Raw genomic sequence first — 26786 nt, forward strand, 5'->3', positions numbered from 1 at the left:
ATGTTAAAGACTTTTATTGAAAGACCTGTTCTATCAACAGTTATTTCTATTTTAATATTAATACTTGGAGTGCTAGGTTTAACCACACTTCCAGTAACGCAATATCCCGATATTGCCCCTCCTACTGTTCAGATAGCTGCCAGTTATCCGGGAGCAAATGCTGAAACAGTAATGGAGAGTGTTATTATCCCTATTGAAGAACAAGTAAATGGGGTAGAAAACATGGACTATATTACTTCCACAGCATCAAATGATGGTAGTGCTAGTATTCAAGTCGTATTTAAACAAGGAGTAGATCCAGATATTGCAGCGGTAAACGTACAAAATCGTGTATCAAGAGCAACCCCATTATTACCCTCAGAGGTTACCAGATCTGGAGTTACCACACAAAAGCAACAAACCAGTGCTTTAATGTTCGTAGCTTTCCATTCGACTAATCCTAACTACGATGCTCTTTACATCCAAAACTACATGAACATCAACGTAATTCCAGAACTTAAACGTGTAAGTGGAGTTGGGGATGCAACAGCTTTTGGAGCAAAGAACTATTCAATGCGTATATGGATTGATCCTGCCAAGATGAAAGCCTACGACCTTGTTCCTGCGCATATTGTCCAAGTTTTAAACGAACAATCTTTAGAGGCGGCTGCAGGTCAACTCGGAGAGAATAGTGGCCAAGCTTTTCAATATGTTATCAAATATAGCGGACGTTATAAAACAAGTGAACAATATGAGAATATTGTTATTAAATCTTTAGATAACGGGCAAGTTTTACGTCTAAAAGATGTAGCACAAATAGATTTAGGTGCACAATCCTATGCTGGTGCAACAGCTTTAAACGGTAACCCTGCTGTTGCGATGGCTATATATCAAACACCGGGCTCAAACGCGCAAGAAATCATTCAAAATTTATATGTTGAATTAGATAAAATTGCAACTAATCTTCCTGATGGTATTGAGTACAAAGTGTTAATGGATACAAACGAATTCTTAGATGCATCGATTGCTAAAGTGGTAAACACGTTAATCGAAGCTTTTATTCTTGTATTTATCGTAGTTTATATTTTCTTACAAGACTTTAGATCTACATTAATTCCACTTATAGCTGTACCTGTTTCCATTGTAGGAACTTTCTTCTTTCTAAACTTATTTGGTTTCTCTATTAACCTTTTAACTCTTTTTGCCTTAGTACTTGCAATTGGAATTGTGGTAGATGATGCCATTGTTGTAGTGGAAGCCGTACATGCTAAAATGGAAGATACTGGCCAAGATGCTAAGACTGCAAGTGAAACTACTATGAATGAAATATCTGGTGCTATTATCTCAATTACTCTAGTTTTAGCAGCAGTATTTATTCCAGTAACCTTTATATCGGGACCTACTGGAGTTTTCTATAAACAGTTTGGTATTACCTTAATTGTAGCAATTTTCATTTCTGCTGTAAACGCCTTAACATTAAGTCCAGCTCTTTGTGCATTATTTTTAAAACCACATGTAGATCATCCGGAGAAAAAGAAAAACTTCGTGAGACGTTTCTTTGATGCTTTCAACGTAGGTTTTAATAACCTTACTCATAGATATGGTAATAGCTTTAAATTCCTTCTTAAACATAAATGGGTAACTTTTGCAATAATCATAGCATGTTTAGGAGTAACTTATTACACTTCATCAATTACCCCTACAGGATTTGTTCCTAACGAAGACCGAGGTTTTATTATGGGTAATATGGAACTACCTGCTGGAGCAACGCAAGACCGTGTGGAGGCAATACAAAAAGATTTTTCACAAATTATCCAACAAATTCCAGGAGTTGATGCCGTAACTGTAATTTCCGGAATGTCTTTTATTAACGGACAAGGATCTAACTACGGAATGGTAATGGTTAAACTTAAAGATTTTAAGGAGAGAACTACACCAGAATTAGCTACAGATGCAATTATTGGAAAACTTTTCGGAATTGCAGCAATGCAATTTCAAGATGCTAACATGATTTTCTTTCAACCACCAAGTATTCCAGGTTTTGGTATGTCTTCAGGTTTTGAATTAAAGCTATTGGACCGTTCTGGTGGTTCTTTAACAAGTTTTGATGAAAAGTCAAGAGAATATTTAATGGAGCTAATGAAAAGACCGGAGATTATGTATGCTCAGTCTTCATTTAATACTAATTATACACAATATGAGTTAGATTTAAATATTCCTAGAGCTAAAGAATCAGGCGTATTGGTAAGTGATATTTTTTCTGCTTTACAAGGATATATTGGAGGAATTTACGCAGCAGACTTCACTCGTTTTGGTAAACAATACCGCGTGATGGTACAATCTTTACCAGAGTATAGAACAAACAAAAATAGCTTAAATGAAATTTATGTTAAAACTGCCTCTGGACAAATGACACCTGTTACGCAATTTGTTTCTCTAAAAGAAGTTTATGGACCTCAATCTGTAACACGTTACAACTTATTTACCTCTTCTAATATTGCAGGAGCGCCGAGTCCAGGATACTCTTCAGGTGATGCAATTCGCGCTATTCAAGAGGTTAGTGAGCAAACTCTTTCTTCTAATTATGGTATCGATTTTACTGGTCTTTCAAGAGAGGAGATTAATGCTGGTTCGCAAACAGTGATAATTTTTGCATTATGTGTAATCTTTATTTATTTCCTATTAGCAGCTCAATATGAAAGTTACCTTCTACCCCTAGCAGTAATCTTATCACTACCAGGTGGTATAATGGGAGCTTTTATATCTCAAAAGATAGCTGGTCTAGAAAATAACGTTTATTTTCAAATTGCTCTTGTAATGCTTGTAGGGCTTCTGGCTAAGAATGCTATTCTAATTGTGGAATTTGCAGTACAAAGAAGACAACACGGAGAAAGCATTGCAGATTCAGCAATAAATGGAGCTAAAGCACGTCTTAGACCAATCTTAATGACATCATTTGCCTTTATTTTAGGTTTAATGCCACTTGCTTTTGCTACTGGAGTTGGAGATATCGGAAACAGATCCATCGGTACAGGAGCCGCATTTGGTTTATTAATTGGTACAGTTATCGGTATATTTATTATTCCTGTGCTATATGCTATCTTCCAATATCTTCAAGAGAAAGTAAAACCAATCAAATTTGAAGAACATAAGAATGTATAAAATGAAAAAACAAACTTTATATAGGGTAATTCCAATTGCTATTTTAGGATTAACAATGCAGTCATGTTTTGTAGCCAAAAAATACGAGAAACCGCAGGTTATCGATGAGCAATTCTATCGTTCAGATAAAATACATCAAGATACTCTTTCTATGGCAACTGTGCCATGGAAAGAGCTCTTCTCCGATGCCCAACTTAATCAATATATTTCTCAAGCCTTAGAGAATAATATGGATATCAGAATTGCCTTAGAACGCATAAATGCTGCACAAGCATATATGAAACAAGGCAAATGGGGCTATGTGCCTACTTTAAATCTAGGGGCTAGCTACACGCATTCGGTTTTATCAAAAAACTCACTGCAAGGTCTACAATATGGTGACAATAGAGTAAAAACAGACTTATCAGAAGGAGTCGCACAGTTCTCTTGGGAATTAGATGTTTGGGGAAAAATCAGAAGCAATCAAAAAGCGACAGCAGCTGGTTATCTACAATCTATTGCAGCGCATCAAGCTGTGAAAACCCAATTAATTTCAACAATTGCTCAAACTTACTTTGAACTATTAGCTTTAGACCAACAAAAAATAGTTGCAAATAAGACAATTACCAACCGCCAAAATAGTTTGGAAACAATGATTGCTTTAAAGCAATCTGGAAGAGTTAATGAAGTAGCTGTAAAACAAACACAGGCTCAATTATTCAGTGCTCAGGCTTTACTTTTAGATATTGAAAACTCTATTAATCTAACAGAGAATTTCTTTAGTATTTTACTTGGTGAGGCTCCCCAGAAAATAGAGCGAACTACATTAGATCAGCAAAAAATACAAACCGACCTGGCTATTGGTGTACCATTACAACTTTTAACTAATCGCCCAGATGTCCGCACGGCAGAGTTAGAGTTTATGAGAGCTTTTGAATTAACAAATGTTAGTAGAAGCAACTTCTATCCTACATTTAAAATCACAGCAAACGGCGGTCTACAAAGTATGAAATTTGACGATTTATTTAGTGCAAATTCATTATTTGCCAATATTATAGGAGGATTAACCCAGCCTCTATTAAATGGTAGACAAGTTAGAACTCAACATCAAGTAGCTCAAGCACAACAAGAGCAAGCTTATTTAGATTATAAGAAAGCGGTGTTGAATGCCTCTAAAGAAGTTTCAGACGCTTTATATACTTATGAAACTGCTGATAGCAAACTTAGTCTGAAAAAACAAGAGTTTGAATCTTATGCAGATGCCACTGAATATTCAGAAGAATTACTTTTACAGGGTATGGCAACTTACTTAGATGTTTTAACGGCTCGAGAAAGCGCCCTTAATGCAGAACTCAGTTACATTAATACTGAATTAACTAAATTAAATTCACTAGTAGCTTTATACAAAGCCGTAGGTGGTGGAGTTAATTAAACAGTTTAAAACAAGGAGTGATTCTAAATGCAATCACTCCTTGTTTTTTTTTACCTTTAGTCTATGAGCTTAATGCAAAAAATATTACCGCTTGTATATCCAAGCTTAACTTGGAATATTAATTCGTCAAAAAAAACGATATATCTAACTTTTGATGATGGCCCTATTCCACAAGTAACACCTTGGGTACTAAAGATACTGAAAGACTTTCAAGTAAAAGCAACCTTTTTTTGCATTGGAGATAATGTAAAAAAACACCCAGATATTTTCAAACAAATTATAGCACAGGGACATACTGTTGGAAACCATACCTTTAATCATTTAAATGGATGGGAAACAGATTTAAAAACATACCTAAATAATTTGGAAAAATGTCAGGAGATTTTAGAAAAAGATTTAAGCTCTACCACCAAATTATTTCGTCCCCCTTATGGTAAAATCACCAGGGACCAAATTAAAATAATTCAAAAACAGGGTTATCAAATTATAATGTGGTCAAATTTAACACAAGACTATAATCTCAACCTAACACCAAAGGCTTGTCTGAAAAAAAGTATTAAGCAAATAAAACAGGGCAATATAATAGTCTTTCATGATAGCATAAAGGCTCAAAAAAATTTAACTTACACACTACCTCGATTGCTTGAATACCTCTTAGACCAAGGTTACAGCTTCTCCTGCCTATAGCAAAGGACTCAATACTTTTGCTAAATGATCTGCTTGTATGGAACTACTTTGTCTCCAAATCATTATCTTGTTTTTGTATAATAATAAAGTAGGAGAAACCTTTATTCTTAAGGCTTGAGCCAATTCCTGATTCAAAACTATATCTATTTTTAATACTTGAGCCTTGCCTTGTAATTGATTCGCTAGTAACTGTAATTCCAAAGCGCTATTATTGTCTTTGTTATAATTAGAATCATAAAAACAAACCAGAACAGGTAACTTTCCAGATATCAATTCATTAAACTTACCCATAAACTTATTTTTGTAAATTTTCGTAGACTTATTATCTATTTATTATACAAAAATACACATTTTTTTAAAATTCATTACATTTTCCTACGTAACTCAATAACTGTTATTTCAGGCCATATTCCAGTCCTTCCTTTATAAGCGTGGTATCCAAACCCTCTATTTACATACAAATACTTACCCCACTTTTGGTATAACCCTGCCCATTGTTTATATATATACTGCACTGGACTCCATTTTAGAACACCTGGTATGTCGATCCCAAACTGAGACCCATGAGTATGCCCTGCCAATGTTAATTGAAAATTTTTCGGATGATCTAAAATCTGAGCTTCCCAGTGAGATGGATCATGACTCATTAATATCTTAAAATCTTGCGGGCTTACACTTTCACTGGCCTTATCTAAATCTCCGTACTTCATAAACTTCATCCTGGCCCCCCAATTCTCACTCCCAACTAAAAAAATACTCTGTCCATCCTTTTTGATTTCTACCGCCTGATTTCTCAATAAAGTAAAACCAATTTTGGGATGAATAGCTATAATATCTTGAAAGTTTTTATCTTGCTGAGCTTGATCTGGCCAACTCGCATAAGTGCCATAATCGTGATTACCAAGGACTGAAAAATTCCCATATTTATGTCTACGCAACTTATTAAAAACATCATACCAAGGATCCATTTCGGTAGCTAAGCTATTTACCAAATCGCCAGTAAACAAAAGCATATCACTATTTTGCTGATTTACCAATTCAATTGCTTTGACCAACTTTTCCTTATTATCAAAACTACCACAATGAATATCAGATAATTGTGTAAAAGTAAAACCATCAAATGCTTCCGGTAAATCCTCAAACTCTAATATAGTCTTATAGACTGTGTATTTAAACCTGCCTATCACTATTCCATGTAACACAGATATAAAAGGTAAAGCTGCAACTCCCAATGCGATTTGAGAAATAAAACGACGTCTGGAAGGTAAAAACTCAGTGGGTAAACTAGGCTGGGTAATTCGATATTTCACCCAATTAAAGCCAGCTATTAAATAACGAACGATATCTTCGATAATAATAAACAAGGCCATAATTAGCTTGGGCAGATAAATCAATAAAACTAAACTAGAGGAAATTAAAGCCTGATTATTTGTAGGACTCATTCTATTAAAAGTGGAATATCCCCAGATAATATACCCCACTAAAACAACACTGGCTACCAAGTAAGTAGTAAGAACTTTCTTATTGCTTATTAATTGCTTTATACCCTGAAACGAAAAAAACTCTATTACTATTAAAAAAAAACCTAATCCTATAAAAATCATTACATTAATTTAAATTCTACACAAGCAAAAATACTTTATTAATCGCATTATATACAACCTTTAACAAACTTTATAGCACTTGGTATCAAAGACCTAAGGGATAATTTCTCTTGCCCTTTACGCATAACAAAAAATTGTATCTTTGAAGGATAATAAAAAAATAATAAAATCCATTTTCATGGCTAATAAAAATCGACTTTTCTTACTAGATGCTTATGCTCTTATTTTTCGCGGATATTATGCATTTATAAAAAACCCTCGTATTAACTCCAAAGGCTTAGATACATCTGCTATTTTGGGGTTTATGAACTCTTTACTAGATGTAATAAAAAGAGAAAAACCTAACCATCTAGCCGTAGCTTTTGATAATGGCGGTAGTAAAGATCGCTTGGCCCTTTTCTCGGAATATAAAGCCAATAGAGATGAAACACCTGAAGCAATTAAAATAGCTGTTCCTTACATCAAAGAAATTCTATCCGCTATGCACATTCCGATAGTTGAAGTTCCTGGATATGAAGCCGACGATTTAATTGGAACCATTGCCAAACAGGCAGAAAAAGAAGATTTCCAGGTCTTTATGGTAACACCAGATAAAGACTATGCACAGTTAGTTTCTGAGAATATTTTCATGTACAAACCTGCCCGTATGGGAAATGGAATTGAAATTTGGGGAGTGGAACAAGTTCAAGAGAAATTTGAAGTAGAAAGTCCGTTACAAGTTATTGACTACTTAGCCATGATGGGAGATGCAGTAGATAATATTCCTGGACTTCCAGGAGTGGGTGATAAAACGGCAAAAAAATTCATAAAGCAATTTGGATCCTTAGAAAACCTTTTAAACAATACGGATCAATTAAAAGGTAAAATGAAAGAAAATTTAGAAGCAAATAAAGAGAAAGGGTATCTTTCTAAACAATTGGCTACTATAATTTTAGATTGCCCAGTAACCTTTAATGCCGAACAGTATATTTTAGAACAGCCTGATATTACAAAATCCGAAGCTTTATTTATCGATTTAGAGTTTCGTCGCATGAAAGAGCAATTTGATAAGATATTTGTAGATAATAATAATTTAAATACTCCAGTTGTTGAGAATACCACACTAACAAACAGCCAAGAGCAATTTGATTTATTTAATAACACTAATGAACCTACCCTAGATCAAGGGTACTTTTCAAACCTTACTAACACCAAACACCTATATCAACTTTGCGACACTGCTTTATCTCGTAAATTACTAATTCAGAGCCTAATGTCTCAAAGTTCAGTTTGTTTTGACACAGAAACTAGCTCCTTAGACTCTTTAAATACAGATCTTGTTGGAATCGCTTTTAGCTTTGAAGCTCACCAGGGTTTTTATGTTCCTTTGCCAAACCAAAGAGAACAAGCCCAATTAATTGTAGAAGAGTTTAAACCTTTTTTCGAGTCAACTACTATTGAAAAAATAGGCCAAAATTTAAAATTTGACATTAAAGTTTTAAAACAATATAACATACAAGTTAATGCTCCGATGTTTGATACCATGATAGCTCACTATCTTATAAATCCTGATATGAGACATAACATGGACGTTTTAGCCGAAACTTATCTTAAATATACACCACAACCTATTGAAGATTTAATTGGGAAAAAAGGTAAAAACCAAAAATCCATGTCACAAATAAACCCTGAGTTGGTAAAAGAATACGCTGTGGAGGATGCAGATGTTACCTTCCAACTCAAACAAGTTTTTAATCCAGAGTTAATAGCCACTAATACAATGGACCTATTTCAAGACCTGGAAATGCCTCTTGTAGATGTATTAGCAGACATGGAAAGTCAAGGAATTGCTTTAGATATAGCCTTTTTACATGAATTACAACTTAAACTCGATTCCCAAATAAAGGATTTGGAATCTCAAATTTATCAACTTGCGGGACAGGAATTTAACTTAGCTTCACCAAAACAACTAGGTGATATTTTATTTGAGCATTTAAAAATTGGTGGTGCTAAACCGAAGAAAACAAAGACAGGTCAATACGCAACCGGTGAGGAAATTTTAAGTAATTTAGCTGTAGATAATCAAATAGTACAAGATATATTAAGTTGGAGAAGTTTAATAAAACTTCAAAACACCTATGTAGAAGCTCTACCTAAACAAGTAAATCCCAAAACAAATAGAGTTCATACCGAATACATGCAAGCTGTAGCTGCAACCGGCCGATTAAGCTCAAATAACCCCAATTTACAAAACATTCCCATTAGAACTGAAACGGGAAGACTAGTACGAAAAGCCTTCGTTGCAAAAGATAAGAACTATGTATTATTAGCAGCAGATTATTCACAAATAGAACTGCGTATCATTGCAGCTTTAAGCCAAGAACCAAATATGATAGAAGCCTTTAAAAACGGGCTAGATATTCATCGCGCAACCGCTGCTAAGGTTTTTAATGTAGCCCTTGAAGATGTTACCAAAGAACAACGAAGTCATGCCAAAACAGTGAATTTTGGAATTATTTATGGAGTATCGGCCTTTGGACTTAGTAATCAAACAAATTTAACAAGATCTCAAAGCAAAGAATTAATCGAAGCATACTACCAAAGTTATCCTAAACTAAAAGATTATATTTCTAAACAAATAGATTTTGCACGTGAAAATGGATATGTACAAACCATCTTGGGAAGAAGAAGGTATTTAAAGGATATTCATTCCCATAACGCGATGGTTAGATCAGCGGCCGAACGAAATGCTGTTAATGCTCCAATACAAGGAAGCGCGGCGGATATTATAAAAATAGCCATGATAAACATTCACCAAGAGCTATCCAAAGGAAACTGGAAATCAAAAATGCTACTACAAGTACACGATGAGCTAGTTTTTGATGCACACTTAGAAGAGTTAGATAGATTAAAACAAATGGTACAAGAAAAAATGCAGAATGCTTTCAGTCTTCAAGTGCCCCTTGTTGTAGATATGGGAACTGGGCAAAACTGGTTAGAAGCACATTAATTTTTTAAACCTGCTTACTAAGTAAGCCTAAAAGAGGGTGTTCCACAAGCCACCCTCTTTTAGAATTAAACATTATAACAAAAAGTTATCTCCATTGATTTGATAAACATTTTTCTTTTTTGATATCTCCAACCTTAAGAAAATAAAAACAAAATTACATTTCGATATTTGACCTACTTACAATACTAAGAGCTCAGGCGATGTATACAAACCTTATTTCATTGTTAGCTTAGTCATCATTTTAAGTGTTTTTCGGTTGATAATAATTGAATTTTCACTTAAACCCACTAAATAATCTACTTTGGTTTTCTATACTTTTATCTTTCTTTTACTGTTATAGCTTACCGTTTTTTTCTCAAGATTTAAACAACACTCTTCCATTGCCCAACCTTTTTAAAAACCATATCACTTAATCAAAGATTTACCTTTGATAAAAATTGTGAAACAATACCTTCTTTTACAGTGGTCAAAATCAAATTATAACTAAATAGATAAGTTCTGGATTATAGACTATATTAAATAAAGGGTTAAAACTAAAGTTTCTTTAACCTTACCTTTTAGCAAATCCCAGCTAAAAACATTTAACAATAAAAAATAAAACGACAAATCTCACTGGTAATGAACTACCACATATTTATTCCAATATACCATTTGATTTGGTTACACTCTACAGATAAGCCAAACAAGAACGATTTACAACTATCACACTATCAAATAACTGTCACCAAGCTTTATAAATTGAAACTACTTTTACTTGAAAACAAAAGGATAATTTCACTTATTAATTTGGACAAAACTAGTTAATCAATTTCAATAATACCTTTAATTCTTATGTTAAGGGATTTTTGCACCCTGATTTTTCATACAGTCTTTTACTATAACTAAGAAAAAGGCCTAGTTCACAAAACAAAAACTGTAGCTACTAAAACAAGATTTATTTTTGACCTCAATAAAACCAAGCCTAGAAAAAAGGCATTCCTTCACTTTTCCCAAAAAAGTATTTTATAGACCAATAAATAAAGTCTATAAACAATAAGTAATGGTAAGTATTAGAGAAATACTTACCATTATTATTCCCCATTGTATAACAATGACACAAATAGCAGATAATAATCTACTTAATACAACTAACTATTTAATTAACAAAATTTTAAAAAGCTATATTTCTTAGTACTTACGGCAATTAAAGTCACTTGATTTGCACCAAAAAAACATTCCACAAGATCCTACAACTTATTATTACTTAACTTTGCAGATTGTAAATTTTAATACTCACCAATGAAAAAAAATCTTGGCAAATTTATGTTAGCAATAACAGGATGGAAACTACAAATGAATGGTATATCAATAAAAGATCAAAAAAAGTCTATCTTGATATGTGTTCCACACACTTCAAATTGGGACTTCTACTATTCCTTAGCATGTTTTTGGATAATAGGAGTGCCTTTCAAAATATTTATTAAAGACTACTATACCAAATCTTGGTTTGGCTTTTTCTTTAAAGCCTTAGGTTGCATTGGAGTAGATCGATCCAAAAGCCAAAACTTGGTACAATACGCTGTTGATTTGATTAATCAACACCCAAGTATAGCCATAATTAACACGCCAGAGGGTACTCGTGCCTACTCTGAAAAGTGGAAGCAAGGTTTTTATCACATGGCCAAACAGGCCAATGTACCAATTGTTCTGTGCTATGCAGATTATAAAAAAAAGGAATGTGGTATCTTAGATACGATTTGGGTTGAAAATAAAACGGTAGAACAAGTATTGGATCAAATATCTCCATATTATAACGCAAATATGGCTAAATATCCACAAAACTATAATCCAAAATACTACTAAAATAACTCTGATACACAGCAGCGTTTTTTCACATTACCACTAAACTTAATCACTTAGCGATAGTTTAGTTTCACCTAAAATTTCAATTGCTTTATCAATAAATCCCATAAGTAATTATTGATAAAAGACTTATAGCTAAAAAACGTATTTTAAGTACTCAAAAAACAGTATATTCGCATTGCAAAAGAACACCTAAACAACTTACAGCTCAATTCATTGAGAGAAAAAATAAAGAAAAAAAATACTCATGTATTTGTATAGTAAATAAATAATTGTACTTTTGCACTCCCTTAATTGGGAATGGAATGTTTAATTAAATACTAAATTATTGTGGAAAGTTTAAGCTACAAGACAGTATCGGCTAACAAAGCAACTGCTCAAAAAGAGTGGTTAATTGTTGACGCTGAAGGTCAAAATTTGGGACGTCTTGCTTCTAAAGTTGCAGTACTTTTAAGAGGTAAGCACAAAACAAATTATACACCGCACGTAGACTGTGGAGACAACGTAATTGTTATCAACGCAGAGAAAATCAACCTAACAGGTAACAAATTAGAGGATAAAAAATATATCCGTCACACAGGTTACCCAGGAGGTCAAAGAGTATTAACTGCTAAAGTTATGCAAGCTAAAAATCCTGCAACTTTAATCGAAAAAGCAGTTAAAGGAATGTTGCCTAAAAACAAATTAGGAGCACAATTATTCCGCAACTTAAATGTAAATGTAGGGACTGAGCACAAACACGACGCTCAACAACCTAAAACCGTTAATTTAAACGAAATTAAGTAATGGGAGTTATTCACAAAATCGGTAGAAGAAAAACTGCTGTAGCTCGTGTTTATGTTTCAGAAGGAACAGGACAAATTACAGTAAACAAAAAAGAGTTCAAAACTTATTTCCCAACTGCTACTTTACAGTACAAAGTTTTACAACCATTAACATTAACTGATAATGTTGAAAACTTTGATATCAAAGTAAATGTATACGGAGGAGGAAGCACAGGACAAGCTGAGGCAGTGCGTATGGCTATTGCAAGAGCAATGTGTGAAGTTGAAGTTGAGAACAGAGCAGTATTAAAACCTGAAGGATTACTAACTCGTGACCCTCGTATGGTTGAGCGTAAGAAATTCGGTCAAAAAGGTGCTCGTAAGAGATTCCAATTCTCTAAACGTTAATATTTATTTATTATTAAAAAATCTAAGTTTTTGTTGCAAACTTACTGAGGTAAGAGATAGTTTAGCATCTAAATGGTTAAGACCGAATTGAATTATTCCTCGCTACTTAATCATTGCTAAAGTAACAGAACGTAAACTATTACACAAATGGCAAACAAAGTAGAAGTTAAAGAATTACTAGAAGCAGGTGTTCATTTCGGACACATGACTAGAAAATGGGACCCAAACATGGCTCCTTACATCTATATGGAGCGTAATGGTATTCACATTATCAATCTATATAAAACTGCAGCTAAAATCGAAGAAGCTAATGAAGCTTTGAAAAAAATTGCTGCATCAGGAAGAAAAGTACTTTTCGTTGCTACTAAAAAGCAAGCAAAAGATATCGTAGCTGAAAAAGCAGCTGCTGCTAACATGCCTTACATCACTGAAAGATGGCCAGGTGGTATGTTAACAAACTTCGTTACTATTCGTAAAGCTGTTAAGAAAATGGCATCTATCGATAGAATGAAAAAAGACGGAACATTTATGACTCTTTCTAAAAAAGAGCGTTTACAAGTTGAACGTCTTCGTGCAAAATTAGAGAAGAACTTAGGCTCTATTGCTGATATGACTCGTCTACCAGCTGCTCTATTTGTAGTAGATATTAAAGCTGAACACATTGCGATTAAAGAAGCTCAAAAATTAAACATTCCAATCTTTGCTATGGTTGATACTAACTCTGACCCTCGTCAAGTTGATTTCGTGATCCCAGCAAACGATGATGCTTCTAAATCAATCGATAAAATTTTAACTTTAGTTACTTCTGCTATTATCGAAGGTAATGCGGAAAGAAAATCTGAAAAAGAAGAAGCAACTGCTGCTACTAAAGAAGAGGCTACTAAAGCATAATTTTTTAACAATATCATAAAGTCGTTATGCTGATAGATGTTTACCTTTGTATTCAGCTGTCCATAACGACTTTTTTATTAACTATTAAATACAACATAAAATGGCAAATATTACTGCTGCAGAGGTTAACAAGCTTAGACAACTTACAGGTGCCGGAATGATGGACTGTAAAAAAGCTTTAGTTGAGGCTAACGGAGATTTCGATTTAGCTATTGAAAACTTACGTAAAAAAGGACAAAAAGTTGCTGCTAATAGAGCGGATAGAGAATCTACAGAAGGTGCTGCTATTGCTGCTGTAAATGCAGATAAAACTTTAGGTGCTGTTGTTACATTAAACTGTGAGACTGACTTTGTTGCTAAAAACGAAGACTTTATAAAATTAGCTACTGATTTTGCTGAGTTAGCTTTAAACTTTAATACTCTAGAGGAGTTATTAGCTGCTCCATTTGGAAATATTACTGTAGGTGAGAAATTAATCGAGCAAACAGGTGTAATTGGTGAAAAAATCGAAATCGGAACTTTTGAGAAATTAGAAGGTGCATTTATCGGTTCTTACATTCACGCTGGAAACAAAATCGCTACTATAGTTGCTTTATCAGACAACGTAGAAGGAGCTGAAGAAGCTGCGAGAAACGTTGCTATGCAAGCAGCTGCAATGAACCCACTTGCTTTAGACCAAGATGGTGTTGCTGCAGATGTTATTGAAAAAGAAATTGAAATCGCTAAAGATCAATTACGTCAAGAAGGAAAACCAGAGGCTATGTTAGACAACATCGCTAAAGGAAAATTAAACCGTTTCTTCAAAGATAACACTTTAGTTAATCAAGACTATATCAAAGAAAACAAATTGAGCGTTGCTCAATATGTTGATTCTGTTTCTAAAGGATTAACAATCGTTGGATTCAAAAGAGCTTCAGTTGTAGGATAATTTCTTATAATGTAGCCTAAATTATAGAAGCCTTGAACAATATTTGTTCAAGGCTTCATTTTTTTTAATACATTTGAAAGCTTAGACCTATATTCAAATGAAATTTTTAAAGAAAAACCTTTTATTACAAATTGTCATTGCCATTATTTTTGGTAGTCTACTAGGCAATTTTTTACCAGAACAACTATCTAGGATATTTATTACATTCAATGCGATTTTTGGTAATTTTCTAAGCTTTGCTATCCCATTGATTATTGTTGGGCTAATTGTACCAGCTATAGCCAACATAGGAAAGAACGCAGGAAAACTACTTGTAATCACTACCTTAATTGCATATGGTTCTACCCTATTCTCAGGATTTATGACCTATGGTGTTTCCATGGGTGTTTTTCCCTTTCTATTAGAAACCAATTCAATCTCTATTATAGAGGAAACAACAAAAAGCTTAGAGCCCTATTTTAACATCGAAATACCAGCCTTATTTGATGTCATGAGTGGGCTAATACTTTCTTTTTTACTGGGAATATCCCTTGCATATGGCAAATACACGTATTTGGAAGGCGTTTTTAACAACTTTCAAGACGTAATCATGAAAGTTATAGAAAAAGTTATTATTCCTTTTCTTCCCCTTTTCATATTTGGTATCTTTTTAAATATGACTTATAGCGGTCAAGTATTTGTGGTTCTTGGAACTTTCTTGAAAATTATCGGAGTTATATTCTTACTGCATATTTTACTATTAGTGATTCAGTATGTTGTAGCAGGAATAGTTGCTTCTAAAAACCCTTTGATATTAATGAAAAATATGCTTCCAGCGTATTTTACTGCTTTAGGCACTCAATCTTCAGCAGCAACTATCCCAGTTACCTTAGAGCAGACATTAAAAAACCAAGTAGATCCAAAAATTGCTGGTTTTGCAATTCCTCTATGCGCCACGATTCACCTTGGAGGAAGTACTCTGAAAATTGTTGCATGTGCAATTGCCCTAATGATGATCCAAGGTACAGCAATCGAGCCACTACAGATGATAGGGTTTATCTTTATGTTAGGTATCGCAATGGTAGCAGCACCAGGGGTACCAGGTGGAGCGATTATGGCAGCATTAGGTGTATTACACTCTATATTAGGCTTTAATACCGAACAACAAAGTTTAATGATAGCCCTTTATATTGCAATGGATAGTTTTGGCACAGCCTGTAATGTTATGGGAGATGGGGCAATAGCAGTTATAGTAAATAAAATAGCTATAAAAAAATAGTCAAACATTATCAAGGCTAAGACTCTTATTAACATAACACGGTTAAAAAAATTATTTTAACCGTGTTATGTTGTTTTATATCACCATCTACATTAAAATCCCCATAATTTACATTTCAACTTTCTTCTTATTTGACACTCACCTAGCTTCCTAACGCGTTCTATATATAAAACACACGATATTACCGATATCTAAAACTCAAGAAATCTACAAATATAAGTTACAATAAAACGCCCTCTTACTTACTAACAAAAAAGAATTAGCAAGATATTTTGAATTAAACACTTAAGTAATAACCATTCGATAATCTTATTGTTTTAATGTCAACAAAAAGCAACTTAAAAACCTAGCCTAAAGTCTTTTCTGACATACCTATGCCCTGTTTTGATATTGATACCTGTTATTAACCACAAAAATTTAAGTATTGAAAAACAAGGACTAGATCCAACTTATAAACAGTTGTTTTTATAATTATCAACAAAATGATAGAGTTATCAACAAACTGTTCTTAATTTAGACCTACTTATCAACATAAAATATCTAGTTATCCACATCCTTTTACAAAATAGAACTACTTATCAACAATTTGATTACTTATTGACAAGTAACTAACTTATCAACAATTAAAAGCTAATCCCTTTATAATCGCAATTTAAAATATTCATAAACTCTTCACGAGAAATCTCTCTAGCTCCCAAGCTTTCTAGATGCGGATTATAGACCTGACAATCTAACAACTTAAAATTTCTGGTTTTTAAATAATTTACTAAAAAAATAAATGCGACTTTACTAGCATTTGAAACTAAGGAAAACATACTCTCTCCACAAAACACACCTCGCATATCAAGCCCATAAAGTCCCCCCACTAATCGATTGTCTGCCCAAACCTCAACACTATGAGCTATACCTTGAACATGTAGCTCAATATAAGCCTGTAAAATATCATCGGTTATCCAGGTCCCATATTGTCCTTTTCTATCTACTGTTTGACAACATGAAATAACTTGACTAAAACACTTATTTACAGTTACCTTAAATTGATTTTTTGCTAAAATTCGAGACATACTCTTCGAGATCTTTATCTCATCTAAAAATAAAACCATACGTTTTGCTGGAGCCCACCAAGTAATAGGCTCCCCATCTTCAAACCACGGAAAAATTCCACTTTGATAAGCTAAAGTTAATCGCTCAATACTAAGATCCCCCCCTATTGCTAAGACACCAGACTCATGCGCTTTAGCAACCTCTGGAAACCAAACACTATCTTGATTTAAAAAATGTATCATAAAAAAAATCCCTAAGTAAAACTTAGGGACTAATTTATATAAAACTTTTTTTAAAAAGGTAAATCATCATGATCTTCCTCATTATAATTCGTAGCAGGAGGAAATTGTGTATTACTTTGATTAAAACCGCCTTGATTTTGATTAAAACCGCCTTGGTTTTGGTTTTGATTAAAACCGCCTTGGTTTTGATTTTGATTAAAGCCGCCTTGGTTTTGATTTTGATTAAAGCCTCCTTGGTTTTGATTTTGATTAAAGCCTCCTTGGTTTTGATTTTGATTAAAGCCGCCTTGGTTTTGATTTTGATTAAAACCGCCTTGGTTTTGATTTTGATTAAAACCGCCTTGGTTTTGATTTTGATTGAATCCACCTTGATTTTGATCATACCCTCCAGGGTTTGCATCGTAACCAGGAGTTTGCATCTTATCAATTCTCCAGCCGTGAATCGAATTAAAGTATCTTGTTTCACCTTGTGGATTAGTCCACTCTCTACCTCTTAAGTTAATACCTACTCTAACTTGTTCACCAATCTGGAAACTATTTAATAAATCTACTTTTTCTTGAGTAAACTCGATTGTTATGTGTTGAGGATATTGCTCTTCTGTTGTTACAACAAGCTCTCTTTTTCTAAAAGTGCTACTTATGTCTTGTGGTTGACCTATTACTTTGATTCTTCCGGTAACTTCCATGTTTTTATTAAATATTTTCCTGGTTAAACTTTTTTACACTATTTCGCCAAAATAGTTTTCCATGCCAAAGGTACATTATTTTCTTTTAAATATTTTTTGGCTAATAGAAATTTATCGTGTGATTTCCCGTTTTCTAATATACGGTGTAATTCTGAATTTTCCTTAACAAAATGCTGTATTTCATCATTAGTGGGTAAAGATTCGACATTACCAAGCATACCCAATTCATTCCCAGTAAAGAGTCCACTATCAATAATATCGTGTTCTATAGCGTCTACGCCTATTCCTAAAGTAGTCAATGGTTTTTCAACTTGAAAAAGTCCCTGCTTGGCTCTACTATACCAATTTCCACCCATGCGCGATACCAAATCTATTTTGTGAGGATCAATCTTACCTGAATCATCCAATATAGATGGGTCAATATGCATTTTAACCACTTCACAAATTATCAAATTTCCAGCCCCCCCTTGTGTCCCTAAAGGAATTATCTCTTGTACAGTACATTCAAGTTGAACCGGGCTTTCTTTTACACGAAACGGACGTACAACATCTGACTCCAACATGGTAAATCCACTTTTTATAAACTCATTAACACCATCTTTATATTCTGTGGAAGATAAAGAGGTTTGTTGTACCATATCATAATTAACAATATTTATAACTACTTGCTGGGTAGCCTGAATGTTAAGCAAAGTATGCTTAATGGTATTGTCTCTTACTCGGCGTGAGGCCGAAAATACAACTATAGGAGGATTAGCACTAAACAGATTAAAAAAACTAAATGGCGATAGGTTAGGTCTACCATCGGCATCAAGGCTACTAGCCAAAGCAATTGGTCTAGGACCTATAGCTCCCTGCAAATAATTTTGCAACTCTACAGTTGTTATTTGACTTGGATCGATTGTTTTCATATTAAAATAGCAAAGAGGATTAGTAAAAAGTAAATTTACAAAAGGTTTTATAACAATAAAACAAATTAACATCTTAACTTAAGTTTTATCTGTAAATTCTAACAGTATTTCATTAACTTGAATTCTGTAGTCAAATAAAACAAAGTACATCATACATAACATTTTATACTTAATTTCGTTTGCTAGATAGAAAGCAAAAAATTAAAATTTACTACAATCTATTCAATAATTCAATCACCTTTCCAAGCTTAAAAAGTGGTTTAAAAAGAAAACTGTGAATAATAAAAAAGAAATATTACGTTGGATCTCTATTGGACTAGCCTTTGTTGCTTTAGTCGCAATTTTATGGAATACTTATTCCTTTTTTCAAATGTACAAAGAAGAGGAGCGTTTTAAAATGAATATTTGGGCTGAGGCCTCAAGCACTTTAGATCATGCAAAATTTGACACTAATCTAGATCTAATTCTGCTAATTCTAACGGAAAACCGCACCATACCAATTATTCAAACCACACAAAATGATAGTATTATATCCACAACCAATATAGACGAAAAAATCATTAATGATTCGAAAGCATTAGACTCATTTTTCAAGAAATTAAAGTCACAAAATGCGCCTATCACAGTAAATGTTGAACAACAAACACAATACCTTTATTATGGTGACTCTTCTTTACTGATGCGTTTAAAATACTACCCTTTAGCACTTGTACTTATCTTCCTATTCTTTACTGTTTTAATTATTGTTTTTTATCGCAGTAATAAAAGTGCCTCCCAAAACCAGCTTTGGACAGGAATGGCTAAAGAAACTGCTCATCAAATAGGCACACCTTTAACATCTTTATTGGGATGGATTGAGATTATGAAATTAGAAAATGTTGATCATTATATTATCGAAGAAATAGACAAAGACGTAAAAAAGCTACAAATTATTGCTGACAGATTCTCTAAGATTGGATCAAAACCTCAATTATCTCCTTTAGATATCGTGGCCGAATCCAAAAAGATTTTTGAATACATACAGAAAAGGAATTCCAAGCAAATAGATTTTCAAATTCAAATTCCAACATATCCCATCTTTATTCCACTTAATAAAGAATTGCATAGTTGGACAATCGAAAACTTACTAAAAAATGCTATTGACGCCATAAAAGGTAAGGGTAAGGTTCTTTTAACTATACAAGAAACGGCAACCACTGTAAATATAAACATTACAGATAGTGGAAGCGGTATTGCAAAAAAATTATATAAAAAAATATTTGAACCAGGTTATACAACAAAAAAAAGAGGATGGGGGTTAGGTTTATCGTTGACAAAACGAATTGTGAAAGATTTTCAAAATGGAAAAGTAAAAGTCCTACATTCCGAAATTTCCAAGGGAACAACCTTTTGTATTACATATAAAAAAGAAAAGCCATCTACAAAATAGATGGCTTTTATTTCTATGAAACATGAATTACTCATTAGTTTTTAATTCACGCGAAATAGCTTCCGCGGTCTGTTCGAACTCCTGTGGTGATAATTTCACTTTACTAGTAAAACGAATATCATCCATAGTTTGCAAAGGAATCAAATGTACATGCACATGAGGAACCTCTAGTCCAACTACAGACATTCCAACTCGAATACACGGCACAGCTTTTCCTAAAGCTATTGCTACTTCTCTTGAAAACTCCATAAGTTCAGCATAATCCTTCTGCGACATGTCAAAAATCTTATCTACCTCTTTTTTAGGTATACATAAAGTATGTCCTTTAGCGTTAGGATTAATGTCTAAAAAAGCTAGAAACCTTTCGTTTTCCGCTACCTTATAAGCAGGTAACTCCCCACTTATAATTTTTGTGAAAATTGAGCTCATAACTAACTACTTTAATTAATTTCTGCTAATTTCTAAAATTTCAAATTTCATCGTACCATTGGGCACAGTAATCTCAGCTACATCACCAACGCTCTTACCCAATAGGCCTCTACCAATTGGAGAGGTTACTGAAATCTTACCCGCTTTTAGGTCTGCTTCGCTCTCTGCTACTAGCGTATAAGTTATTTGTGCGTTATTTGCTTGATTTTTGATTTTCACTTTTGATAAAACTAAAACTTTGCTTGTATCTAATTGTGATTCATCAATAAGTCTAGCATTAGCAACAACCTCTTCCATCTTCGCAATCTTAAGCTCTAATAAACCCTGTGCTTCTTTTGCCGCATCATACTCCGCATTCTCCGATAAATCTCCCTTATCCCTTGCCTCCGCAATTGCTTGTGAAGCCTTAGGACGCTCTACACTTTTTAACTGCTCTAGTTCGTCTTTCAACTTTTTTAAACCCTCAGCAGTATAATACGAAATCTTACTCATAATTAATGGTTTATATAAATAGAAAAAATCCCATCAAAACGGGATTTCTTACAATAATAATATTTTTATTTGATATTTAGTACACTTGTTGTGATTTATTACTCTTTGTCAAAGTTAATTAATTAAATTTGTTTTACAAATATTTGCATCATGAAAAAGTCACTTACATTATTAATAATTAGCCTTCTTACCTTATCTTGCTCTAAAAGTGACATGGGATATAGTAATCCCTATTTACCAGCGGTTCCCGTAAATTTAGTGATTTATCTAAATAATCCAGAAGCAAACCATTTACTTGTGCCAGGAAACATATATACAACTTATAATCATGGAATATCAGGTATTTCAATTTATAATTCAGGAGGAAATCAATTTTATGCCTTTGAATTAACCTGTCCTAACCATGCAATAGAAGGAATGTCTACTTTATATGTAAAAAAAGGAGATATTTATGCAACATGCAAAGATATATCAAAACATAACAATAAAGAATTTACATACAATCTAATTACAGGTTTTCCCCTAGATACTTCTAAGAATTATCATCGCTTAAAACCATACCCAGTTACTTTAAACAGTCCAACTAACCCAAGTATTCTGACTATTCAATATTAACAATTAAGATCAATTCTAAAAAGAATTGATCTTAATTTATTGATTAAAACTTGATACTAACTCCTGCTAGAATATTAAATTCTGCCTGAGGATAATATCCAGCCCCATCGATACTATTTACGCCATCAAAATCAGACCAGTAATACCCATTAGAGATATATTTGACATTAAAAATATTATTAGCTAAAACGGAAAAGTCTATACTCTTAACCCATGTTTTTATCGGTAAGCTATAGGTTAGATTTAAATCGTTTACAAAATAAGAATCTAACTTTGAATTGTCATTTTGTAAGTTAGACATATATTGAGAGGAAACAAACTTACTTAATAGTGAAATTTGCAGATTATCAACAGGTAAATAAGTGAAAATATTAGAGGCTACAAAATCTGGAGAAAAGGCAATTGTAGTTTGTCCGAAATCTTTTTTAACACCTGCCCACAAGGCTACATAATTTTTATTTTTGTTAGTACTTAGATTAATACTTGGATTCCAAATCAGTTTATCTATTAAATATAAAGAAGCATCCACCTCTAAGCCCAAACGATAACTACTACCGCTGTTTGCACGAAGAGAAGCTCCAACATCGTTAAGTTCACCGGTTAAAACCAATTGATCTTTATAGTCCATAAAGTAAGCATTCACATTGATTTGGGTACGTTGCTTTTTAAATCGCCACCCTAGCTCATAATCATTTAACTTCTCAGCCTTAGGTTTACCTTCGCCTTCGTAATCATTTCTACTTGGTTCCCTATTGGCTCTCGCATAAGAAAAGTAAAATTGATTTTGCTGGTCTAAATCAAAAACCACACCTGCTTTAGGGTTAAAAAAATTAAAGTTATCATCAACCTCTCCTATTTCAGGCGAACTTGCCTTATAGGTTACTCCTCTATATTGTAAATCACCATAAAAGCTCCATTGATTGGTTAATTGCCATGTAGCCTTTGCATAAAAGTTTAGATCTGTTTTAACGGAATGATTATCGTAGTATTGTTGGTTATATTGGTAAGCTACTGGCTGCTTAACCCATAAGATGTTTCCAAAATGATCGCCTTGATACTTATTAGCACCTCCTCCTAAAATAAGGCTTAATTTATGAGTTGTATAGTTAGTATTAAATACCAACCCATAAAAATCATTATCTAAACTCTTAGTACGGATTATATCGCTTCTTTTAATCTCTTGTCCTTGGACAATGACAGGGGCTAAGCCATAATTAGCTAACTTATCATTGACTTTATAATTCTCATAATATCCATCCCCTTTAGTGTAATGAAATGAAATATTTGAGGACCACTTATCTGACCACTTCTCAGTCCAATGTAACTGATAATGATCCTGATTGTAATTATCAGTTTCGTTATCATAGAATTGCATATTCCCATGATCATCATAATACATACCAGAGGTATTAAATCGACGTCCATACTCTTGCATTTGCTGTTTATCAATTCCATTCCAAGCTTGATATGTTTTTTGTTTACCGCCAAAGGTAATGGCCTTAATTAAAGTAGTATTTCCCACGTAAACACCTTGTAAAAAATAACTCTTTAACCTAGAACTCGCTCTATCAATATACCCGTCAGATTTTATATCTGAAAGTCGTCCGGACAACTCAAATTTGTTATCAATCAAACCTGTGGAAAACTTTACAGTTGTCTTTCTTGTATTATAACTACCAAAAGAGTTATCAACTTGCGCATGTGAGTCATAAGAATAATTATCCGTTTGTAGATTTAAACTAGCTCCGAATGCTGCTGCACCATTGGTAGAGGTTCCTACTCCTCTTTGTAATTGAAGATTTTGAACCGAAGAAGTAAAATCAGGCATATTCACCCAAAACGACCCCTGGGACTCACCATCGTTGTAAGGTATACCATTTAATGTAACATTTACTCTTGTAGCATCTGTTCCGCGAACTCTAAAACTAGAGTATCCAATTCCATTACCAGCATCTGTGGTTGTAACAACCGAGGTCATTAAAGACATCATTGTAGGAAGATCCTGGCCTAAATTTTTTGGTGCCAGTTGCTTTTTCGAAAGATTGCTAAATGCTACAGGAGTTTTGTCAGTTGCAGATATAGCTGCTAAGACAATTTCATCTAAAGTACTCTGAGTAATAGAATCTTGTACTTTTGTTAAATTTTCCTGGGCTAAAGATTTGTTAGAAATACCAAGTATAAATAGACTTGATAAAACAGGAAGAAATAGATTTTTTTTCATTCGTAAGACTTTACAAATAAAAGGGGCAATTATTGTTATTTTTTAAAAATTAATAATTACACGATTCCACAGTAACCTACCGAGTAAGTTACAGATTATCCCTTGGCAGCATTACCTGCCCAGGTTCTATGGGTATGATCTCAGCCTAAAGGCACCCCTTTGAGATTTATCTGGCAAATTTAAACACAATTAATCAATATCAAAATATAAGTTAGTTAAAACTACAAAATCCTTTTTCTGAATTGTTTTTTTTGGGAAATCTTTTGTTTTTCTTCCTGCCTTCTTTTAAGTACACTTTTAGGAACTCTAGTTGCTTTTCGTTGCTTATCTACTTTTAAGGCAATTTGAATTAATGAATAGACTCTTTGTATAGCCAACTCTTTGTTTTGAAACTGACTTCGTGTTTGATCACATTCTAAATGCAAAACTCCAAATTTATTAATTCTCGTTGAGAGTTTTTGCAACAAAATCTGTTTTTCATGTTCATTAAAAAAAGTAGAACCAACAAGATTCCAGTTAACAATGACCTTGGAAGATACTTTATTGACATGCTGTCCCCCTGGTCCTGTACTTCTCACTGCTTTACAGACGAACTCGTTTTTTAAAAAGTCTATATTCATAATAATTAGGATCTACTTGCTAATAAGGCTTTACGCCAGGCTAAATACCCTTGCGCGGAAATGATAGTGAACACTACAAATTGTAACGAAATGATTCCCAATCCTCTATAGGCATATAAGGGAATAGATATAATATCTCCAATAATCCAAAAAATCCAGCTTTCTACCTTTTTTAATGCCATGTAGTACATCGCGGTTAAGAAAATACCAGAAGTAAGCATATCTACATAATTTACAAACTCTAACTTTACTTGAAAAACAAGATATACAATATACACAAGTAGTATAGTAAGAATAAAGAAAAACAAACCATATTTCATATTCGAGGCATCCAATAAACTGACTTTTAAAACTTTATCTTTTTCATTAGATTTTACGCTCCACATAAACCAACCATAAATACTCATACAAGAGTAATACACATTTAACAGCATATCGCCTAAGTAACCAGCCAGATATAACAGATAAACTGAAATTACAGTAGCAATAATACCTGTAGGGAAAACCAAAATATTCTGTCTCCCGGCATACCAAACACTTAGAATTCCAAAAAGAAATACTACTAATTCTAGAAAGATTGAAATAAAGGCAGTATCATTATAATTGCCAAAAAAGAAATCATACATAAAAACAAATCTAAAAAAAAAGCCGTACATATAAAGTACGGCCTTGTTTGTTATGGGCTAAATATTAGTTGTTTCGACTCATTACAATACGTAAAATATACCAAAAAAGTAGCATTAAAGACGCAAAAAGGCTTAATGCCGCAGGTAAATATTGATCCTCAGCGAATTCATTTTTAATTTGCCAAGTATTATACAAAATGGAGCCAGATGCTAAACCTACCATTGCAAATGAGAACCATAATCCTATGTTAAAACCAAATAACATTCCGGCTATAATCACTCCTAAGGCTAGAAAAAAGCCTATAGTTAAAATAGAGCGTAAAAAAGAAAAATTTGCATTAGATCCAAATACAACCCCAGTTAAACCAGCAAACAATGCTAAGGTTAATACACCCGCTTGTGTAATTAAGGACATATCGCCAGTCATACTTTTTGCTAAGTATAAGATAGGTACAAAGATTAATGCCTCTGCTAAAATATAAAGGGCAAATCCCGCGTATTGTTGGGGTTTATTGGCTGTTTTATATACTAGACTTTGTGCAAACCATGTCACGGCCATAAAACCACCTATTAATAATAACCAAGACAGATTACCTCTACTCATAAATCCCAACATAGTCTCTACAACAATTGGGGTATTTAATAAAATAGCTTCAAAGACAATAAACACTAAAACTCCTGCAGATAAATTCCCGTATGTTTTTTTATAAAATTGCGCTTGAACAGCTTGTGATTTAGCTGATACAGGTTCTACGTAATTTAAATTATTTTCCATATTTATTTTTTATTGTATACAAAAATAAGAAATAATTCCTAGCTTTTACTAACTTTTTTCAAAAGCATAAGCAAGCATGAAATTTTCTAAATTTAAAACATGGTAAGTAAATAAACGCTCAAAACCATCCCTGAAAACTCTACTTTGTCCTTGTAAATTAACAGACATATGTTCCCTGAAACTTAAACTTCTACTTTGGCACATTTTATACATGGACTCTTTTACGCACCAAATTTCACTGTATAAATCTATTTGATCTTTCGATTTACTTACGCTATCCAACTCTAGTTGATTACAAAATTTAGGTGCAATTTTTATAATCTTTTCCCTTTTTTGCTCTATATCAATTCCAACATTTGAGTTACCAACTATAATAGAGGCGAATTCAAAAGAGTGACTAATGGAGATAAACTTACCATCTTTTAAGTTAGGTCTACCATTTTGATCATACCATAAGTCGTCATCACAATAACCTGCTATTTTTAAAAGCTGCCTAATTGCAATAAATCCCTTTTGATGTGTAATACTTTTCATATTCTCTACCCTTTGTATGCTTTGTTGCTTGAGTTTTATCCCAATTAGTAAATCCTCTAAAGTCTCTTGAATCTTCCAAAGATAAACTATAGCATCCTGGGTATGAATCTTATGCACTAATGCCATAATAAATTAATCTATCCTGATATTATAAAAGTAGTCTTTTTATTTTTTCAAACTATTTAAAAAAAAAGCTGCAATATTTGCAGCTTATTATTGTTTTAGAAAAACAGTATATA

Annotated in this window: 23 protein-coding genes and 1 pseudogene; 12 read left to right on the plus strand and 12 right to left on the minus strand. The window is 33.2% G+C overall.

The features are described 5' to 3' along the window. The 3 genes from ACYSNV_RS06890 (at position 1) to ACYSNV_RS06900 (ending at position 5239) form a co-directional block, all read left to right on the plus strand. Positions 1-3141, plus strand: coding sequence for an efflux RND transporter permease subunit (locus tag ACYSNV_RS06890; RefSeq protein ID WP_461761828.1), 3141 nt, complete (start codon positions 1-3; stop codon positions 3139-3141). 1 nt (position 3142) lies between these two features. Then, entirely contained in the window at positions 3143-4552 is a 1410-nt protein-coding gene (locus ACYSNV_RS06895) for an efflux transporter outer membrane subunit (RefSeq protein ID WP_461761829.1), read from the plus strand. 72 nt (positions 4553-4624) lie between these two features. After that, a complete protein-coding gene (locus tag ACYSNV_RS06900) occupies positions 4625-5239 on the plus strand; it encodes a polysaccharide deacetylase family protein (protein ID WP_461761830.1) in 615 nt (204 codons plus the stop codon). Here ACYSNV_RS06900 and ACYSNV_RS06905 read toward each other — a convergent pair. Together ACYSNV_RS06905 and ACYSNV_RS06910 are read right to left on the minus strand one after the other, a co-directional pair. Then, complete coding sequence (locus ACYSNV_RS06905) at positions 5234-5530, minus strand: thioredoxin family protein (RefSeq protein WP_461761831.1); 297 nt, start codon at positions 5528-5530, stop codon at positions 5234-5236. The two genes, ACYSNV_RS06900 and ACYSNV_RS06905, sit on opposite strands and share 6 nt — an antisense overlap. 74 nt (positions 5531-5604) lie before the next feature. Next, the gene (locus ACYSNV_RS06910) at positions 5605-6843 is read right to left on the minus strand and encodes a metallophosphoesterase (RefSeq protein ID WP_461761832.1); all 1239 of its coding nucleotides are present in this window, start codon (positions 6841-6843) and stop codon (positions 5605-5607) included. Positions 6844-7021: 178 nt separating this feature from the next. Between ACYSNV_RS06910 and polA the strand changes: the two genes are divergently transcribed. From polA to ACYSNV_RS06945, 7 genes are all read left to right on the plus strand, one after another. Further along, positions 7022-9832, plus strand: coding sequence for a DNA polymerase I (gene polA / locus ACYSNV_RS06915; protein ID WP_461761833.1), 2811 nt, complete (start codon positions 7022-7024; stop codon positions 9830-9832). Positions 9833-11134: 1302 nt separating this feature from the next. Further along, complete coding sequence (locus ACYSNV_RS06920) at positions 11135-11674, plus strand: 1-acyl-sn-glycerol-3-phosphate acyltransferase (RefSeq protein ID WP_461761834.1); 540 nt, start codon at positions 11135-11137, stop codon at positions 11672-11674. Between the two features lie 330 nt (positions 11675-12004). Next, entirely contained in the window at positions 12005-12460 is a 456-nt protein-coding gene (gene rplM / locus ACYSNV_RS06925; RefSeq protein ID WP_461761835.1) for a 50S ribosomal protein L13, read from the plus strand. Further along, the gene (gene rpsI / locus ACYSNV_RS06930) at positions 12460-12846 is read left to right on the plus strand and encodes a 30S ribosomal protein S9 (protein WP_461761836.1); all 387 of its coding nucleotides are present in this window, start codon (positions 12460-12462) and stop codon (positions 12844-12846) included. The genes rplM and rpsI overlap by 1 nt, the downstream gene beginning before the upstream one ends. 147 nt (positions 12847-12993) lie before the next feature. Continuing rightward, positions 12994-13737: a 30S ribosomal protein S2 gene (gene rpsB / locus ACYSNV_RS06935; protein WP_461761837.1), complete on the plus strand. Its 744-nt coding sequence runs from the start codon at positions 12994-12996 to the stop codon at positions 13735-13737. 100 nt (positions 13738-13837) lie between these two features. Continuing rightward, positions 13838-14665, plus strand: coding sequence for a translation elongation factor Ts (gene tsf, locus ACYSNV_RS06940; RefSeq protein ID WP_461761838.1), 828 nt, complete (start codon positions 13838-13840; stop codon positions 14663-14665). Between the two features lie 97 nt (positions 14666-14762). Continuing rightward, positions 14763-15923, plus strand: a complete 1161-nt coding sequence (locus tag ACYSNV_RS06945; protein ID WP_461761839.1) for a dicarboxylate/amino acid:cation symporter — start codon at positions 14763-14765, stop codon at positions 15921-15923. 623 nt (positions 15924-16546) lie between these two features. On the opposite strand, the gene aat is transcribed toward ACYSNV_RS06945, so the two are convergent. The 3 genes and pseudogenes from aat to ACYSNV_RS06960 form a co-directional block, all read right to left on the minus strand. Next, positions 16547-17209 carry a leucyl/phenylalanyl-tRNA--protein transferase gene (gene aat / locus ACYSNV_RS06950; protein ID WP_461761840.1) on the minus strand — a complete coding sequence of 221 codons (663 nt, stop codon included), beginning with the start codon at positions 17207-17209 and terminating at the stop codon, positions 16547-16549. Positions 17210-17625: 416 nt separating this feature from the next. Continuing rightward, a pseudogene (locus ACYSNV_RS06955) lies at positions 17626-17895 on the minus strand (DUF3127 domain-containing protein); the annotation flags it as partial. 38 nt (positions 17896-17933) lie between these two features. Beyond that, positions 17934-18806 carry a flavin reductase family protein gene (locus ACYSNV_RS06960; protein ID WP_461761841.1) on the minus strand — a complete coding sequence of 291 codons (873 nt, stop codon included), beginning with the start codon at positions 18804-18806 and terminating at the stop codon, positions 17934-17936. Positions 18807-19080: 274 nt separating this feature from the next. On the opposite strand from ACYSNV_RS06960, the gene ACYSNV_RS06965 reads away from it, so the two are divergent. After that, the gene (locus tag ACYSNV_RS06965; protein ID WP_461761842.1) at positions 19081-20235 is read left to right on the plus strand and encodes a sensor histidine kinase; all 1155 of its coding nucleotides are present in this window, start codon (positions 19081-19083) and stop codon (positions 20233-20235) included. A gap of 27 nt (positions 20236-20262) precedes the next feature. Here ACYSNV_RS06965 and ACYSNV_RS06970 read toward each other — a convergent pair whose 3' ends face one another. Both ACYSNV_RS06970 and greA read right to left on the minus strand, forming a co-directional pair. Continuing rightward, entirely contained in the window at positions 20263-20664 is a 402-nt protein-coding gene (locus ACYSNV_RS06970) for an HIT family protein (RefSeq protein WP_461761843.1), read from the minus strand. Positions 20665-20679: 15 nt separating this feature from the next. After that, a complete protein-coding gene (greA, locus tag ACYSNV_RS06975; RefSeq protein ID WP_461761844.1) occupies positions 20680-21156 on the minus strand; it encodes a transcription elongation factor GreA in 477 nt (158 codons plus the stop codon). A gap of 150 nt (positions 21157-21306) precedes the next feature. On the opposite strand from greA, the gene ACYSNV_RS06980 reads away from it, so the two are divergent. Continuing rightward, positions 21307-21771, plus strand: coding sequence for a hypothetical protein (locus tag ACYSNV_RS06980; RefSeq protein ID WP_461761845.1), 465 nt, complete (start codon positions 21307-21309; stop codon positions 21769-21771). A 43-nt stretch (positions 21772-21814) separates the two neighbouring features. On the opposite strand, the gene ACYSNV_RS06985 is transcribed toward ACYSNV_RS06980, so the two are convergent. From ACYSNV_RS06985 to ACYSNV_RS07005, 5 genes are all read right to left on the minus strand, one after another. Further along, positions 21815-23992 carry a TonB-dependent receptor gene (locus ACYSNV_RS06985; protein ID WP_461761846.1) on the minus strand — a complete coding sequence of 726 codons (2178 nt, stop codon included), beginning with the start codon at positions 23990-23992 and terminating at the stop codon, positions 21815-21817. A 221-nt stretch (positions 23993-24213) separates the two neighbouring features. Continuing rightward, positions 24214-24612, minus strand: a complete 399-nt coding sequence (gene arfB / locus ACYSNV_RS06990) for an alternative ribosome rescue aminoacyl-tRNA hydrolase ArfB (RefSeq protein ID WP_461761847.1) — start codon at positions 24610-24612, stop codon at positions 24214-24216. 5 nt (positions 24613-24617) lie between these two features. Further along, positions 24618-25238, minus strand: coding sequence for a nicotinamide riboside transporter PnuC (pnuC, locus tag ACYSNV_RS06995; RefSeq protein ID WP_461761848.1), 621 nt, complete (start codon positions 25236-25238; stop codon positions 24618-24620). Between the two features lie 64 nt (positions 25239-25302). Next, positions 25303-26013, minus strand: coding sequence for a Bax inhibitor-1/YccA family protein (locus ACYSNV_RS07000; RefSeq protein WP_461761849.1), 711 nt, complete (start codon positions 26011-26013; stop codon positions 25303-25305). Positions 26014-26061: 48 nt separating this feature from the next. Next, positions 26062-26673 carry a 4'-phosphopantetheinyl transferase family protein gene (locus ACYSNV_RS07005; protein ID WP_461761850.1) on the minus strand — a complete coding sequence of 204 codons (612 nt, stop codon included), beginning with the start codon at positions 26671-26673 and terminating at the stop codon, positions 26062-26064. Between the last annotated feature and the right edge of the window lie 113 nt (positions 26674-26786).

It is taken from the genome of Myroides sp. LJL119, from assembly GCF_054871605.1.

Bases quoted from the DNA above. Each gene is read 5' to 3' on its own strand.
- ACYSNV_RS06890 (WP_461761828.1), top strand. From the start codon at position 1: ATGTTAAAGACTTTTATTGAAAGACCTGTTCTATCAACAGTTATTTCT.
- ACYSNV_RS06895 (WP_461761829.1), top strand. From the start codon at position 3,143: ATGAAAAAACAAACTTTATATAGGGTAATTCCAATTGCTATTTTAGGA.
- ACYSNV_RS06900 (WP_461761830.1), top strand. From the start codon at position 4,625: ATGCAAAAAATATTACCGCTTGTATATCCAAGCTTAACTTGGAATATT.
- ACYSNV_RS06905 (WP_461761831.1), bottom strand. From the start codon at position 5,530: ATGGGTAAGTTTAATGAATTGATATCTGGAAAGTTACCTGTTCTGGTT.
- ACYSNV_RS06910 (WP_461761832.1), bottom strand. From the start codon at position 6,843: ATGATTTTTATAGGATTAGGTTTTTTTTTAATAGTAATAGAGTTTTTT.
- polA (WP_461761833.1), top strand. From the start codon at position 7,022: ATGGCTAATAAAAATCGACTTTTCTTACTAGATGCTTATGCTCTTATT.
- ACYSNV_RS06920 (WP_461761834.1), top strand. From the start codon at position 11,135: ATGTTAGCAATAACAGGATGGAAACTACAAATGAATGGTATATCAATA.
- rpsI (WP_461761836.1), top strand. From the start codon at position 12,460: ATGGGAGTTATTCACAAAATCGGTAGAAGAAAAACTGCTGTAGCTCGT.
- rpsB (WP_461761837.1), top strand. From the start codon at position 12,994: ATGGCAAACAAAGTAGAAGTTAAAGAATTACTAGAAGCAGGTGTTCAT.
- tsf (WP_461761838.1), top strand. From the start codon at position 13,838: ATGGCAAATATTACTGCTGCAGAGGTTAACAAGCTTAGACAACTTACA.
- ACYSNV_RS06945 (WP_461761839.1), top strand. From the start codon at position 14,763: ATGAAATTTTTAAAGAAAAACCTTTTATTACAAATTGTCATTGCCATT.
- aat (WP_461761840.1), bottom strand. From the start codon at position 17,209: ATGATACATTTTTTAAATCAAGATAGTGTTTGGTTTCCAGAGGTTGCT.
- ACYSNV_RS06960 (WP_461761841.1), bottom strand. From the start codon at position 18,806: ATGAAAACAATCGATCCAAGTCAAATAACAACTGTAGAGTTGCAAAAT.
- ACYSNV_RS06970 (WP_461761843.1), bottom strand. From the start codon at position 20,664: ATGAGCTCAATTTTCACAAAAATTATAAGTGGGGAGTTACCTGCTTAT.
- greA (WP_461761844.1), bottom strand. From the start codon at position 21,156: ATGAGTAAGATTTCGTATTATACTGCTGAGGGTTTAAAAAAGTTGAAA.
- ACYSNV_RS06980 (WP_461761845.1), top strand. From the start codon at position 21,307: ATGAAAAAGTCACTTACATTATTAATAATTAGCCTTCTTACCTTATCT.
- ACYSNV_RS06985 (WP_461761846.1), bottom strand. From the start codon at position 23,992: ATGAAAAAAAATCTATTTCTTCCTGTTTTATCAAGTCTATTTATACTT.
- arfB (WP_461761847.1), bottom strand. From the start codon at position 24,612: ATGAATATAGACTTTTTAAAAAACGAGTTCGTCTGTAAAGCAGTGAGA.
- pnuC (WP_461761848.1), bottom strand. From the start codon at position 25,238: ATGTATGATTTCTTTTTTGGCAATTATAATGATACTGCCTTTATTTCA.
- ACYSNV_RS07000 (WP_461761849.1), bottom strand. From the start codon at position 26,013: ATGGAAAATAATTTAAATTACGTAGAACCTGTATCAGCTAAATCACAA.
- ACYSNV_RS07005 (WP_461761850.1), bottom strand. From the start codon at position 26,673: ATGGCATTAGTGCATAAGATTCATACCCAGGATGCTATAGTTTATCTT.